The sequence below is a fragment of the Kosakonia oryzendophytica genome (assembly GCF_027886705.1).
Taxonomy (GTDB): Bacteria; Pseudomonadota; Gammaproteobacteria; order Enterobacterales; family Enterobacteriaceae; genus Kosakonia; species Kosakonia oryzendophytica.
In genome coordinates this window covers 346,508-361,223 of the sequence record NZ_CP115659.1, presented here as the reverse complement: position 1 = coordinate 361,223, position 14,716 = coordinate 346,508, and the positions used below count along the sequence as shown (strand labels likewise).

At 57.8% G+C, this 14,716-nt stretch carries 15 protein-coding genes and 2 pseudogenes; all 17 read left to right on the top strand.

What is annotated here, in order from left to right; genetic code table 11:
- Window positions 1-53: 53 nt before the first annotated feature.
- The 17 genes and pseudogenes from O9K67_RS01655 (at window position 54) to O9K67_RS01575 (ending at window position 14,716) form a co-directional block, all read left to right on the top strand.
- The gene (locus O9K67_RS01655; protein ID WP_061492807.1) at window positions 54-1,112 is read left to right on the top strand and encodes a methyltransferase; all 1,059 of its coding nucleotides are present in this window, start codon (window positions 54-56) and stop codon (window positions 1,110-1,112) included.
- A 78-nt stretch (window positions 1,113-1,190) separates the two neighbouring features.
- Window positions 1,191-1,913, top strand: a pseudogene (locus tag O9K67_RS01650) (beta-ketoacyl synthase chain length factor).
- Window positions 1,892-2,724, top strand: a pseudogene (locus O9K67_RS01645) (lysophospholipid acyltransferase family protein). The pseudogenes O9K67_RS01650 and O9K67_RS01645 overlap by 22 nt, the downstream one beginning before the upstream one ends.
- Entirely contained in the window at window positions 2,705-2,962 is a 258-nt protein-coding gene (locus O9K67_RS01640; RefSeq protein WP_061492806.1) for a phosphopantetheine-binding protein, read from the top strand. The pseudogene O9K67_RS01645 and the gene O9K67_RS01640 overlap by 20 nt, the downstream one beginning before the upstream one ends.
- 13 nt (window positions 2,963-2,975) lie before the next feature.
- Window positions 2,976-3,227, top strand: a complete 252-nt coding sequence (locus tag O9K67_RS01635; protein WP_061492805.1) for an acyl carrier protein — start codon at window positions 2,976-2,978, stop codon at window positions 3,225-3,227.
- A 6-nt stretch (window positions 3,228-3,233) separates the two neighbouring features.
- Complete coding sequence (locus tag O9K67_RS01630) at window positions 3,234-3,815, top strand: COG4648 family protein (protein WP_061492804.1); 582 nt, start codon at window positions 3,234-3,236, stop codon at window positions 3,813-3,815.
- Complete coding sequence (locus tag O9K67_RS01625) at window positions 3,812-5,170, top strand: class I adenylate-forming enzyme family protein (protein WP_061492803.1); 1,359 nt, start codon at window positions 3,812-3,814, stop codon at window positions 5,168-5,170. The genes O9K67_RS01630 and O9K67_RS01625 overlap by 4 nt, the downstream gene beginning before the upstream one ends.
- On the top strand, window positions 5,157-5,510 hold the full coding sequence (locus O9K67_RS01620) for an ApeI family dehydratase (RefSeq protein WP_061492802.1): 354 nt from the start codon (window positions 5,157-5,159) through the stop codon (window positions 5,508-5,510). Before O9K67_RS01625 ends, O9K67_RS01620 begins: the two co-directional genes overlap by 14 nt.
- On the top strand, window positions 5,501-7,204 hold the full coding sequence (locus O9K67_RS01615) for a glycosyltransferase family 2 protein (RefSeq protein WP_061492801.1): 1,704 nt from the start codon (window positions 5,501-5,503) through the stop codon (window positions 7,202-7,204). The genes O9K67_RS01620 and O9K67_RS01615 overlap by 10 nt, the downstream gene beginning before the upstream one ends.
- Before the next feature lie 3 nt (window positions 7,205-7,207).
- Window positions 7,208-7,630 carry an acyl-CoA thioesterase gene (locus O9K67_RS01610; protein WP_061492800.1) on the top strand — a complete coding sequence of 141 codons (423 nt, stop codon included), beginning with the start codon at window positions 7,208-7,210 and terminating at the stop codon, window positions 7,628-7,630.
- Window positions 7,627-8,232 (top strand): outer membrane lipoprotein carrier protein LolA, encoded by a 606-nt coding sequence (locus O9K67_RS01605; RefSeq protein WP_061492799.1) that lies wholly within the window; start codon window positions 7,627-7,629, stop codon window positions 8,230-8,232. The genes O9K67_RS01610 and O9K67_RS01605 overlap by 4 nt, the downstream gene beginning before the upstream one ends.
- Window positions 8,201-10,522: an MMPL family transporter gene (locus O9K67_RS01600; protein ID WP_061492798.1), complete on the top strand. Its 2,322-nt coding sequence runs from the start codon at window positions 8,201-8,203 to the stop codon at window positions 10,520-10,522. The genes O9K67_RS01605 and O9K67_RS01600 overlap by 32 nt, the downstream gene beginning before the upstream one ends.
- Window positions 10,519-11,103 (top strand): DUF3261 domain-containing protein, encoded by a 585-nt coding sequence (locus O9K67_RS01595; protein WP_061492797.1) that lies wholly within the window; start codon window positions 10,519-10,521, stop codon window positions 11,101-11,103. The genes O9K67_RS01600 and O9K67_RS01595 overlap by 4 nt, the downstream gene beginning before the upstream one ends.
- Window position 11,104: 1 nt before the next feature.
- Window positions 11,105-12,274: a beta-ketoacyl-[acyl-carrier-protein] synthase family protein gene (locus tag O9K67_RS01590; protein WP_061492796.1), complete on the top strand. Its 1,170-nt coding sequence runs from the start codon at window positions 11,105-11,107 to the stop codon at window positions 12,272-12,274.
- Window positions 12,271-12,762 (top strand): ApeP family dehydratase, encoded by a 492-nt coding sequence (locus O9K67_RS01585; RefSeq protein WP_061492795.1) that lies wholly within the window; start codon window positions 12,271-12,273, stop codon window positions 12,760-12,762. Before O9K67_RS01590 ends, O9K67_RS01585 begins: the two co-directional genes overlap by 4 nt.
- On the top strand, window positions 12,759-13,490 hold the full coding sequence (locus O9K67_RS01580) for a 3-ketoacyl-ACP reductase FabG2 (RefSeq protein WP_061492794.1): 732 nt from the start codon (window positions 12,759-12,761) through the stop codon (window positions 13,488-13,490). Before O9K67_RS01585 ends, O9K67_RS01580 begins: the two co-directional genes overlap by 4 nt.
- Window positions 13,487-14,716: a beta-ketoacyl-ACP synthase gene (locus O9K67_RS01575; RefSeq protein ID WP_061492793.1), complete on the top strand. Its 1,230-nt coding sequence runs from the start codon at window positions 13,487-13,489 to the stop codon at window positions 14,714-14,716. The genes O9K67_RS01580 and O9K67_RS01575 overlap by 4 nt, the downstream gene beginning before the upstream one ends.

The following is a 14,716-nucleotide window of genomic DNA, read 5'->3' as shown; positions in this document are numbered from 1 at the left end:
CGGGCTGGTAACGGTCCGATAATCCTGATGCATTTAATAAGGTTGTATACGCCATGTATGAACAGGATCCGTTCAGCGCGCTCGAAGCAATAGCGGAAGCGCAGCGTATTGCTTTTGCCCCGATGCTATTCCAGACGGCAGTTTGTCTGCGTAAGTTTGGGTTGCTGGATTTTCTCGATAAGCAAGGAAATCAGGGCGCAACCCTTGATGAAATTGTTCTCGGGAGCGAAGCCGATGAATATGCCGCGAGTGTATTACTCGACATGGCGCTTAGTGGACGAATTATCACGCGCAGTGCAAATCGTTTTTATCTTGCCAAAGTCGGACACTTCCTGCTCCATGATACAATGACGCGTGTGAATATGGATTTTTCGCAGGATGTTTGTTATCAGGGACTCTATTTCCTTGACGAGGCGCTAAAACAGGGAAAACCTGCGGGGCTGCGCGTGTTTGGCGAATGGCCGACCATTTACCCGGCATTATCGCAATTACCGAACCCGGCACGGGAAAGTTGGTTTGCTTTTGACCATTACTATTCCGATGCGGCGTTTAACGCAGCGTTACCGCATATATTCGCCAGCCAGCCGGCAAATCTGTACGATATAGGCGGTAATACCGGAAAGTGGGCAATCAGTTGCTGCAAATATGACGAAAACGTCGCGGTAACCTTGCTGGATCTGCCGGAGCAAATCGCCCTGGCGCAGCAAAACGTCAACGCAGCGGGACTCGCTTCGCGGATCGGCTTCCATGCAATTGATATGCTGGGTGACGCGCCGCTGCCCAACGCAGCGGATATCTGGTGGATGAGCCAGTTCCTGGACTGCTTCTCCCCGGAACAGATTGTTGGCATCTTAAGTAAGATAGCCCAGGTCATGAAACCGGATGCCAGACTGTGTGTGATGGAACTGTTCTGGGATGCGCAAAAATTTGATGCTGCGGCATTCAGTTTAAACGCAACGTCGTTGTACTTTACCTGTATGGCGAATGGCAACAGCCGTTTTTACAGCGCGGAGAATTTCCTGCGCTATCTCGACATGGCGGGCTTCGGCGTTGAAAAGCGCCTCGATAACCTCGGGGTGGGGCATACCTTATTGATATGTCATAAAAAATAAGAAAGGGCGGCGCCCGCGCCGCCATGATGCCCGAAACGGCATCACTGGATATCACGTTTTTTCGCGGACGCGCGTTTGATGAAATTTGCACTCAAGATTACCGACTGGCAGGCTCGTGCGCCGGGATTAAGTGAAGCGGCGCAGTGGCGGGAATGGTCACAAAACCTCGACGCTATCGATCCGGCGTTACCCCAGGCAAAATTGACCGCACTGCCCATGATGACCGCGCGTCGTCTCAGCTCAGGCAGTCGGCTGGCCGTTGAATGCGGCATCACGCTGCTGCGCCAGCATCAGGTAGAGGCCGTGGTCTTTACCAGCCGCCACGGTGAGCTGGAGCGTAACTTCCGCATTCTGCAAGCGCTGGCGATGGGGCAGGATCTCTAGCCGACCGATTTCGCGATGTCGGTGCACAACTCGGCTGTGGGGAACCTCACTATTGCTGCCCAACAACCTATCGTCTCCTCTTCGCTTTCCGCCGGGCTGGATACCTTCCAGCAGGGGCTATGTGAAGTCATCTGCTTTTTGCAGGCGGGTTATCAGCGCGTACTGATGGTGGATTTCGATGGCGCGCTCCCGGCGTTTTATCACCCCGGATTGCCCCCGGATATGCCAACCTGGGCCTATGCCGTCGCGCTGGTCTTTGAAGCCGGTGAAGACCTGCAATGCACCAGTGAAGCGGCAATCTGTGAAGGTGAGCCACGGCTACCCCAAAGCGTGCAATTTTTACAACATTATCTGCGCGAAGAGCGTGAATTCATGATTCCCGGCGAGCGTTTGAACTGGCACTGGAGCCGCGCATGAAACGTCTCGCCTCTCGCCTGAATTGGTTCTGGCGCTTGCTGATGACCGGCTTGTGCTTTGCGCTGTTTGGCATCGGTGGGCTGTTGCTGTCGCTGGTGTGGTTTAACCTGTTGCTGATTGCCGTGCGCGACAAAGCAACGCGCCGCCGCCTCGCACGCCGCAGTATTGCCGCCAGTTTCCGTCTGTTTTTAAACACCGCGAAAGCAACAGGCGCACTGGATTACCGCATCCACGGCGTAGAAACCCTGCGTCATGAACGCGGTTGTCTGGTGGTGGCCAACCACCCTACGCTTATTGATTATGTTCTGCTGGCATCAGTGATGCCGGAAACCGACTGCTTGGTTAAAAGTGCGCTGCTGCGCAATCCCTTTCTTGGCGGCGTGGTAAAAGCGGCGGACTACCTGATTAACAGTCAGGCGGATGCCCTGCTTCCCACCTGTGAGCAGCGCCTGCAACAGGGCGATACGATTCTCATCTTCCCGGAAGGTACGCGAACACGCCCGGGAGAGGCAATGACACTGCAACGCGGCGCGGCGAATATTGCTGTGCGCTGCGGTTGTGATCTACGCATCGTGGTCATCCACTGTAGTGAACATCTGCTGGATAAACACAGCCGATGGTATGACGTCCCACCCCATAAGCCCATGTTTACCGTGGAAGTACGCGAACGGGTGGCAATAAAACAATTTTTTGATGCGGAATCGCAAGAACCGGCGCTGGCGGCAAGACAGTTGAACCGGCATCTTCTGCATCAATTAACACCGGGTTTTGCACCTTTTTAGGAATGAATGATGCAACAGCTTTATCTTGAAATTAAAAATCTCATCATCAACACACTGAATCTGGATGAACTGAGCGCCGATGACATCGACACCGATGTGGCGCTGTTTGGGGATGGCCTGGGTCTGGATTCTATTGACGCGCTGGAATTAGGTCTGGCGATTAAAAACCAGTACGCCGTGGTCTTGTCGGCCGAAAGCGAAGAGATGCGTCAGCACTTCTACTCTGTCGCCACGCTGGCGTCATTTATCCAGGCTCAACGCGCATAAGGGTGGGTTCGCTATGATCGAGAAAAATGAAATTTACCAGGAAGTCTCCACCCTTCTTACCAAACTGTTTGAAATCGACCCGCAGGATATCTCCCCGGAATCCCGGCTGTATGAAGACCTGGAGCTGGACAGCATCGACGCCGTCGACATGATTGTGCACCTGCAGAAGAAAACCGGTAAGAAAATCAAGCCGGAAGAGTTCAAGGCCGTGCGCACCGTACAGGATGTTGTCGACGCGGTAGAACGTTTACTGCAAGAAGAGTAAACCACGATGCGCGGATCCCGCCTCCAATCGGGACTCAGGCTGGTCGCTGCCCTGTTAATGCTCAGTTGGCCATTTGTGGTCTGGTTTGGCCTGACGCATAACAGTTTGCACTGGCTGCTGCCCCTGATGGCGCTAATGCTGCTTTTCCGTTTACGGCGAGCCCGGCAGGCGATAGCACCACTGCGCGCTGTCAGTGGCGGCGTGGCGGTCGTGGGCATCGCGCTGTGCGCGGCAAGCTGGCTGCTAAAAACCCACCAGTTGCTGCTGTACTACCCGGTGGCGGTCAATCTCATCATGCTGGCGGTGTTTGGCGGTTCACTCACAACGGCGATGCCGCTGGTTGAACGACTGGCGCGCCTGCGTGAACCGCAGTTACCCGCCGCCGCCGTACGTTATACCCGCCGCGTAACGCAGATCTGGTGCATCTTTTTTGTGCTGAACGGCGGCATTGCACTGTTTACCGCCCTGTACGGCGATATGCGTCTGTGGACAGCCTGGAACGGGATGATCGCCTACCTGCTGATGGGCGCACTCATGGTGGGAGAGTGGCTGGTGCGCCGCCAGGTGATTAAACGAGAGACAACATGAAGACCCTTCCTTTCGCCGCCTGGCTAAACAGCCCGCGCACTGCCGAAACGCCGATTGCCTGGCTTGGCGATCAAACATGGACGCTGGGACATTTACGTCATGACGTTTCACAATGCGTGGCGCAATTAACGCAGCAACCTGGCGAACGCTGGGCGCTCTGTTTCGAAAATAGCTACCTGTTTATTGTGGCGCTGTTAGCCTCGCTGCACGCGGGTAAAACCCCGGTCATCCCTGGTCATAGCCGGGTATCGCTGCTGGCAGAGCAACAATCCTTGTTCGACGGGGTGCTAAGCGACCGGCCGCTGAACTGGGAAGGGCCACACTATGTAGTGGCGTCCGACAACAGGCAGGCCGCAGATGCGCCCACCTTTCCCGCACTGCGCGAAGATGCCTATGTTGAGCTTTTTACCTCCGGCTCCACCGGTCAGCCACGTCGGGTTATCAAACCCATCGCCTGTCTGGACAAAGAAGCCGCGTTACTGGCTGCGCGCTTTGCCGATCGCCTGGCCGGGTGCCGTGTTGTCGCCTCCGTGGTGCCGCAGCATCTGTACGGTCTGACGTTTCGTATCTTTCTGCCAATGTCGCTCGGGTTGCCGCTGCATGCCGCCATGCTCTATTACGCTGAGCAACTTGCTGCGCTCGACGGGCAGCACCGTTATGCGTTTATCAGCAGTCCGGCATTTTTAAAACGTCTCGATCCCCGGCTCTCGCCTCCGCCCGTGTCGCTTATCCTCTCGGCGGGCGGCATGCTGCCCTGGCGCGATGTTCAGGAAACGGCGAACTGGCTGGGCGTCTGGCCGGATGAAATCTATGGCAGCACCGAAACCGGGATCCTTGCCTGGCGCTATCGCCAGCAGGATAACATCTCATGGCTGCCGTTCCCCGGCGTGACCATCGAACAGGAAGCGGAGAGCTTTCGCGCGCATTCACCGCTCATTCCTGAACCCGATGGCTTGTTGCTGGACGATGAGCTGATTTTTGATGCCAGCGGCACTTTCCTGATTGCCGGTCGCCGTGGTCGGGTGGTCAAAATCGAAGAGAAGCGCATTTCACTTAGCGAGATCGAACGCCGCGTTCTGGCGCTGGGCGGTATACGTGAAGCGGCGGCGCTACCGGTCTCCCGTGGCGGTCGTCAGGGTGTGGGTGTTCTGCTGGTGCTGGACGATGAGATGCGCACGCAATGGCAACACAGCGACAGTAAAGCCCTTGAGCTGTCGTGGCGGCGGGCGCTTATCCCATGGCTGGAGCCGGTGGCAGTGCCGCGCTACTGGCGAATTCTTGATGAGATCCCGGTCAACAGTATGAACAAGCGGGTTTATGCGCAACTACAGGAGTTATTTCATGAAACCCCATGAAATTGAACGCCATCAGGCGCAACCACAACACGCGGAAATCGTGATCCAACTGGAGCCGGAACTGTTCTGGTTTCGTGGTCACTTTGCCATTCAGCCTCTGCTTCCCGGCGTTGCACAACTCGACTGGGCGATGCACTACGCCACCACCCTGCTGGCGCCGGAGCACCGTTTTCACAGCATTCAAAGCGTGAAGTTCCGGGCGCCTCTACTGCCGGACAATGTCGTCACGCTGGTGCTCGACTGGCACGAAGAAAAACAGCAATTGACCTTCAGCTATCATCGCCATGAAGGTGAAGTGCGCCACCTCTGCAGCAGCGGGAAAATTCGCCTATGTCGTTAACGTTTACCCCTTGTGTGGTGATCCCTTGTTATAACCACGGCGCAACCATGTCCAACGTATTGACTCGCTTACAGCCTGCGGGCCTGCGGGTTTTCGTGGTGGATGATGGTAGCACTGACGATACGCCAATCATTCTGGAAGCGCTGGCGCGTGGCGACAGCAACCTGACGCTGATCCGCCTGCCGCAGAACGCCGGAAAAGGCGAAGCGGTGATCCGTGGCTTGCGTGAAGCCGCACAAGCGGGCTTCACGCATGCGGTGCAGGTGGATGCCGACGGGCAGCATGCCATTGAAGATATCCCGGCGTTACTGGCGCTGGCGGAGCAACACCCGCAGGCGCTGATTTCCGGCCAACCGCTCTATGACGACTCCATTCCACGTTCGCGTCTATATGGTCGCTGGATCACCCATGTCTGGGTATGGATTGAAACCCTGTCGCTGCAACTGAAAGACAGCATGTGCGGTTTTCGCGTTTACCCGATTGCCCCCACGCTGCAGCTCGCCAGCCGGGTGACGTTGGGCAAACGTATGGATTTCGACACCGAAGTGATGGTGCGACTTTACTGGCAGGGCAATGACAGCTACTTCGTGCCGACGCGCGTGATCTACCCGCTGGATGGCCTGTCGCATTTTGACGCCCTGAAAGATAACGTGCGCATCTCACTGATGCATACCCGCCTGTTCTTCGGCATGCTGCCGCGTATTCCGTCTCTGCTGTTTCGCCGCAATGCCACGCACTGGGCGCAGCAAAAAGAGGTGCAAGGCCTGTGGGGTATGCGCTTTATGCTACTGGTCTGGCGCGTATTAGGTCGCCGCGCTTTCTCGCTGCTGCTTTATCCGGTGGTCGCCGTCTACTGGCTCCTCGCCCGTGATGCGCGTCGGGCCTCGAAAAACTGGCTGGCGCGGGTGCGCACCACGCTGGCGGCCCGCCATCTTCCGCTGCCTGCCGGGTTAAACAGCTACCGCCACTTTTTGCGCTTCGGCGAAGCAATGCTGGATAAAGTCGCGGGCTGGCGTGGCGAGTTGCACTTTGGCCGCGATGTGGAATTTGCCCCCGGTGCGGAAGAAGCACTCGGACTGCACGATGGCAAAGGCAAACTGCTACTGGCGTCGCATCTGGGTGATGTGGAAGCCAGCCGGGCGCTGGCGCAGATCAACGAGAGCAAGATTATTCATGCGCTGGTGTTTCATGAAAATGCCCTGCGCTTTAAGCAGATTATGCAAGAGATGGCACCGGAGGCGGGCGTTAACCTCATCCCGGTGAAGCACATCGGCCCGGATACCGCGATGTTGCTGAAAGAGAAGCTTGATCGCGGGGAATGGGTGGCGATCGTCGGCGATCGGCTGGCGGTTAACCCACAACGCGGCGGCGACTGGCGGGTGAACTGGAGCGAATTTATGGGCCACCCTGCGCCCTTCCCGCAGGGACCGTTTATTCTCGCTGCGGCGTTACGCTGCCCGGTACTGCTGATGTTTGCATTGCGCCAGCAGGGCAAATTGCGCCTGCACTGTGAAGTCTTCGCCGATCCACTGCCCATGCCGCGCGCCGCAAGGCAGGCCGCTCTGCGCGAGGCCGTCGATCACTATGCTGCGCGCCTTGAGCACTACGCCCTGCAATCACCGCTCGACTGGTTTAACTTTTTTGATTTCTGGCGGCTGCCCGATCATGCACCGCAATCCACGGACAAGGAGTAACAGGTGTTAAACGATCCGCGTTTTACCGCCGAAGTAGAACTGACCGTTCCCTTCCACGACGTCGATATGATGGGTGTGGTATGGCACGGTAACTACTTCCGCTACTTTGAGATTGCCCGCGAGGCGCTACTGAATCAGTTTGATTATGGCTACCGTCAGATGAAAGCCTCCGGCTATGTCTGGCCGGTGGTGGACACCCGGGTGAAATACCGCGATGTGCTGACTTTTGAGCAGCATTTTCGCGTACGCGCCCGACTGGAAGAGTTCGAAAACCGCCTGAAAATCGCTTACGACATCTTTGATGCCGCCAGCGGTAAACGCACCACCACCGGTTACACCATTCAGGTCGCGGTGGACGAAAAAAGCCGTGAGATGTGCTTTGTCAGCCCGGCAGTGTTGTTTGAACGTATGGGGGTAACACCATGAAATACTGGCCTTTGCTGGCGCTGTTGCTCAGCCCCTTCGTTGGCGCGATCACGCTGGACACGCTGCAACAACGTTTTACCGAACAACCGATAGTACGGGCGCATTTCACCCAGACCCGCACCATTAAAGATCTGCCGCAGCCTCTGCGCTCGCAGGGCGAGATGTTGATCGCACGCGACCAGGGCTTGCTGTGGGATCAAAAAGTGCCGTTCCCGATGGCACTCATGCTCGATGACTCGCGGATGGTGCAAATCATCAATGGTCAGCCGCCACAGGTGATCACCGCCGAAAACAACCCGCAGATGTTCCAGTTTAATCACCTGCTGCGCGCACTGTTTCAGGCCGATCGCGCGGTACTGGAGCAAAACTTCCGTATCGATTTTCAAGATATGGGCGCAGGACGCTGGACCCTGAAACTGACGCCGATCACCACGCCGCTGGATAAGATTTTCACCTCTATCGAGCTTGCCGGTCAGCAGTATCTGGACAGCATCCGCCTGAACGACAAACAGGGCGATCTCACCGATATCGCTTTTTCCCAACACCGACTGACGCCCACCACGCTGACCGATGACGAACGCCAACGCTTTGCCGCGCACTAACTCCCTGCGTCCGGCGCTACTCTGGGGACTGCTCTGCCTGCTGCTGCTCGGCATGCTGTTGATGCTGCTGCCAAAAGCGCGCATGAACAGCAGTGTGCTGGCGATGCTGCCCGCTCAGACGATGGGTACGCTTCCCCCGGCGCTGAACGACGGCTTTATGCAGCGCCTCGACAAACAGTTGGTCTGGCTGATCAGCCCCGGCAAACAGGCCAATCCTGAGGCGGCGAAATACTGGCTTTCCTTGCTCAGCCAGTCGCAGGCGGTGAACAACCTGAAAGGGCCGATGGATGCGCAAAGCCAGCAAGCCTGGGGCACATTCTTCTGGCAGCATCGTAACGCCCTACTCGACAGCGCCACTCGCGCACGTCTGCAAAACGGCGGCGAGGCACAGGCACAATGGGTGCTGACGCAGCTCTACTCGGCGTTTTCCGGCGTGAGCGGTAAAGAGCTGCAAAACGATCCGTTGATGCTGATGCGCGGCGCACAGCTTGCGATGGCGCAGAACAGCCAGAAGCTGCGGTTGATGGATGGCTGGCTGGTGACGCAGGACGATAAAGGTAACGACTGGTATCTGCTGCACGGTGAACTGGCGGGTTCTTCATTCGATATGCAGCAAACGCACCAGTTTGTTAACACGCTGGCGTCACTGGAAGCGCAACTGAAAGCCCGATTCCCGCAGGCACAGCTGCTATCACGCGGCACAGTGTTCTACAGCGATTACGCCAGCCAGCAGGCCAAACGCGACGTCTCCACGCTGGGCATCGCCACCCTTCTTGGGGTGATTGCGCTGATTGTCGCCGTGTTCCGCTCCCTGCGTCCCCTGCTGCTGTGCCTGATTTCAATTGCGATTGGCGCGCTGGCGGGCACCGTCGCTACACTGCTCCTGTTCGGCGAACTGCATCTGATGACGCTGGTGATGAGCCTGAGCATCATTGGGATTTCAGCAGATTACACACTTTATTACCTGACCGAACGGATGGTGCATGGCGCAGAGGCATCGCCATGGCAAAGTCTCGCCAAAGTGCGTAATGCGTTGTTGCTGGCGCTGGCCACCACCGTTGTCGCCTACCTGATCATGATGCTGGCCCCCTTCCCTGGCATCCGCCAGATGGCGATTTTCGCCGCCGTCGGCCTTAGCGCCTCCTGTCTGACGGTGATCTTCTGGCATCCGTGGCTATGCCGCGGTTTACCGGTGCGTCCGGTGCCCGCCATGGTGCTGCTTCTGCGCTGGCTGGCAGCCTGGCGGCGCAATAAAAAACTCGCTATTGGCCTGCCAGTAGCGCTGGCGCTGTTCTCTCTCGCCGGTCTCGCTACGTTGCGCATTAATGACGATATCAGCCAGTTACAGGCGCTGCCGCAGGGGATCCTGGCGCAGGAGAAAGCCATCACGGCGCTGACCGGGCAAAGCGTCGATCAGAAATGGTTTGTGATTTATGGCGATACGCCGCAGCAAACGCTGGAGCGGCTAGAAGCGTTTACGCCGCAACTGGATCACGCGCGCAAACAAGGGATGATTGCGGGTTTCCGCACCCTCCCGATTAACTCACTGGCGCGACAACAGCAGGATCTTGAACTGCTGAAAAACGCGACGCCTGCCGTGACGCGCACACTCCACGCCGCGGGAATGGCAAGTGTTGCGCCAGACCTCAGCCCGATGAGCGTTACCGTTGAACAGTGGCTTGCCAGCCCGGCCAGTGAAGGCTGGCGGTTACTGTGGTTAACGCTGCCCAACGGGCAAAGCGGCGTGCTGGCCCCGGTCGACGATGTTAAAGACAGTGCAGCGCTTAGCGCACTGGCAAAAACACAACCGGGCATCGCCTGGGTAGATCGCAAAAGCGCGTTTGATGAGCTGTTTGCGCTGTACCGACTGGTGTTAACCGGGTTGCTGTTCGTTGCGTTGGCGGTGATTGCCGCAGGCGCGGTGCTGCGTCTGGGCTGGAAAAAAGGGCTGATAAGCCTTGTGCCATCAGTGCTGTCGCTCGGTTGCGGGCTGGCGGTGTTATCACTGAGCGGTCACACAGTAAATCTGTTTTCCCTGCTGGCGTTGGTGCTGGTGCTGGGGATCGGCATCAACTACACGCTGTTTTTCAGCAATCCGCGCGGCACGCCGCTCACGTCGTTGCTGGCCATCACGCTGGCCATGATAACCACGTTACTCACCCTGGGGATGCTGGTGTTCAGCGCCACTCAGGCTATCAGCAGTTTCGGCATTGTGCTGGTCAGCGGTATTTTTACCGCCTTCCTGCTTTCCCCCCTCGCAATGCCAGCGAAAAAAGAGAGAAAACGATGATTCGCCCCCTCTGCACTGGCGTCGCGCTTGCCGCCGCCCTGCTGCTCACCGGATGCAGCCACTCAACCCATTCTCCCGACGGCAGCCGTCCGCAAGCGTGGCTGGAGCCGGGGACCCGCGTAACGCTGCCTGCGCCGGGGATCGCGCCGGCGGTGAACTCCCAGCAGTTGTTAACCGGCAGTTTTAACGGGCAAACCCAGTCATTGCTGGTGATGATGACCGCCGACGACAAAAAGATCACCCTTGCCGGGCTCTCATCGGTGGGGATCCGTTTATTCCTCGTCACCTATGATGAACGCGGAATTCATACCGAGCAGTCGATCGTCGTGCCGCAACTGCCGCCCGCCAGCCAGGTACTGGCGGACGTGATGATCAGCCATTGGCCGATTGCCGCCTGGCAGCCGCAGTTACCCAAAGGCTGGACACTGACCGATCACGACGATAAGCGCGAACTGCGTAACGCGCACGGCAAGCTGGTGACGGAAATCACCTACCTGCAACGCAAAGGCAAACGTGAGCCGATCAGCATCGAGCAGCATGTTTTTAAATACCACATCACCATTCAGTATTTGGGTGACTGAGATGATCTACATTTCTGCCATCGGCATGGTGAACGCGCTGGGGCGCACCCTGGATGAGATAGCCGCCAACCTGACGCGCGGCCATGCGCCAGGGATGCACACCCGTACAGGCTGGCTGCAGGGACAAACGGAGGTGGTACTCGGCAGCGTGGACGGCGAACTGCCCGCCATTCCGCCGCAAATGGATGCCCACCGCAGCCGCAATAATCAACTGCTACTGGCGGCGCTGGAACACATCCAGCCAACGGTGGATGAGGCGATTACCCGCTATGGCCGCGACCGCGTGGCTGTGGTGCTGGGCACCAGTACTTCCGGGCTGGATGAAGGGGATCTGCACGTCCGACTTTCGCTCAACGGGGAAGAGAGCCTTGCATGGCGCTACCCACAGCAGGAACTGGGCGATCCATCGCGCTTTTTAAGTCGCTGGCTGGCGCTGGAAGGCCCGTCGTTTACCGTTTCCACCGCGTGCTCTTCCAGCGCGCGCGCCATTATCAATGGTCACCGCCTGATTGAAGCCGGTCTGGCAGATGTGGCGATTGTAGGCGGCGCAGACTCCCTGAGCCGAATGCCGGTCAACGGGTTTAATAGCCTGGAGTCCTTCTCCACGACGCTGTGCCAGCCGTTTGGCCGTGACCGCTGCGGCATTACGATTGGCGAAGCATCGGCACTGATGGTGCTGACCCGTGAGCCGCAGCCGTTGGCGCTACTTGGCACCGGCGAATCCAGTGATGCATGGCATATTTCCGCACCGCATCCACAGGGGGAAGGCGCTATCCGCGCCATCAATATGGCGCTGGCGCAAGCCAGGCTCACGCCGGCCGATGTGGGGTATATCAATCTGCATGGCACCGCCACGCCGCTCAACGATCAGATTGAATCGGCGGTCGTGCACACACTGTTTGGTGAGGGTGTGGCGTGCAGTTCCACCAAACACTTAACCGGACACACGCTGGGCGCGGCGGGGATTACGGAAGCGGCGCTGAGCGCGCTGATCCTGCAACGCGACTTACCACTACCGCCTCAGGATTTTAGCCGTGGGCCTATCGATCCAACGCTCCCGGCCTGCGGCCTGTTGTTGGCTGCAGAGCCACTGGCGCGTCCGGTCATTTTATCTAACTCCTTCGCCTTCGGCGGAAACAACGCCAGTATTTTGCTGGGGAGAGTGACATGATTCAGTACCTTACGGCGGGGGAATATCTGCCCCATGACACGCCGATGATCCTGCTGGAAGACGTTATTTCGGTAACGGATGACGATGCCCACTGCCGGGTGAGCGTGAATAAGGGGGGCGTGCTGTCGCCCTTTATGGATGCGCAAGGCAATCTGCCCGGTTGGTATGCGCTGGAGCTGATGGCGCAATGTATTGGCGTCTGGTCCGGCTGGCACCGCCTGCAACGCGGCGAAGAGAGCATTGCGTTGGGTATGGTGCTCGGCGCGCGCGAGCTGACCTGCGCCGCAGGCTCATTGCCCGCAGGCGCAGTGCTGGATATCCACGCCAAACTGCTGATGCAGGATACGCGTTTCGGCAGCTTCGACTGCACGATCCAAATTGGTGCAGACACCGTTTCTGTCGGGCGCATCAACACTTTCCAGCCAACAAAAGACGAGCTTAGTGCGCTGTTTCATCAACCACATACATCGAAAGGGGCAGAGGCATGAATCGTTCCGTTCTGGTTACCGGAGCCAGTAAAGGCATCGGCCGCGCCATTGCCCAACACCTTGCCGCCGATGGCTTTACCGTTGGCGTGCACTATCATCGTGACGAAAACGGCGCGCAGGAAACGCTGCGTGCCATTGAGCAGGCGGGCGGCGCGGGCCGTCTGCTGAGTTTTGATGTCGGCAACCGCGAACAGTGTCGCCGCGTTCTGGAACAGGATATTGAGCAGCACGGTGCCTGGTATGGCGTGGTCAGCAATGCAGGTATCACCCGTGACGCGGCGTTCCCGGCACTGAGCGATGATGACTGGGATGCGGTGATCCACACCAATCTCGACAGCTTCTACAACGTGATTCAGCCCTGCATCATGCCGATGATTGGCCTGCGCAAAGGCGGACGTATCATTACCCTCTCGTCGGTTTCCGGGGTGATGGGCAATCGCGGCCAGGTTAACTACAGTGCAGCAAAAGCCGGTATTATCGGCGCCACAAAAGCACTGGCGATTGAGCTGGCGAAACGCAAAATCACCGTCAATTGCATCGCACCGGGGCTGATTGATACCGGCATGATTGAAATGGAAGAGGCCGCGCTGAAAGAAGCGATGGCGATCATCCCGATGAAACGTATGGGCCAGGCACAAGAAGTGGCCGGGCTTGCCAGCTATTTAATGTCAGATATTGCGGGTTATGTGACCCGCCAGGTTATTTCCATCAACGGGGGAATGTTATGACACGTCGCGTCGTCATTACCGGCATGGGCGGCGTCACCGCCTTTGGCCAGAGCTGGCAGGATGTGTCAAAACGTCTGCTGACCTATGAAAACGCCGTCCGCAAAATGCCGGAGTGGCAAATTTACGACGGTCTGCATACCCTCCTTGGCGCGCCGATTGATGATTTCACATTGCCGGATCACTACACTCGCAAACGCATCCGTGCAATGGGCCGCGTGTCGCTGCTCTCCACCCGCGCCAGCGAACTGGCGCTGGAACAGGCCGGGTTGATTGACGATCCGGTATTAACCAGCGGCAATACCGGCATTGCTTACGGCTCCTCGACCGGCAGTACCGGACCGGTGAGCGAGTTCGCCACCATGTTGACCGAAAAGCACACCAACAATATCACCGGCACAACCTATGTGCAGATGATGCCGCACACCACGGCGGTGAACACCGGGCTGTTTTTCGGCCTGCGGGGACGCGTTATCCCCACCTCCAGTGCCTGTACTTCCGGAAGCCAGGCCATTGGTTATGCCTGGGAAGCGATTCGTCACGGTTATCAGGACGTCATGGTCGCGGGCGGCGCAGAAGAGCTGTGCCCATCGGAAGCGGCTGTGTTTGATACCTTGTTTGCCACCAGCCAGCGCAACGATGAACCGAAAACCACGCCCTCCCCGTTCGATGCCAGCCGCGACGGTCTGGTGATCGGTGAAGGTGCGGGCACGCTGATTCTGGAAGAGCTGGAACATGCGAAGGCGCGTGGTGCGACCATTTTCGGTGAAATCGTCGGCTTTGCGACCAACTGCGACGCGGCACATATCACCCAGCCGCAGCGGGAAACCATGCAAATCTGTATGGAGCAGGCGCTGAAAATTGCCGGGCTCAGCCCGCTGGATATTGGCTATATCTCCGCACACGGCACGGCCACCGATCGCGGCGATATCGCAGAAAGCCAGGCGACGGCGGCCATCTTTGGCGATAATGTTCCCATCTCGTCGCTGAAAAGCTACTTCGGTCATACCCTTGGGGCATGCGGCGCGCTGGAGGCCTGGATGAGCCTGCAAATGATGCGTGAAGGCTGGTTTGCGCCAACGCTCAACCTGACCACCCCGGATGAACAGTGCGGCGCACTGGATTACATCAAAGGTGAAGCGCGCCGGATCGATTGCGAATACCTGCAAAGCAATAACTTCGCTTTTGGCGGCATTAACACCTCCATCATTATTAAACGCTGGGCATAA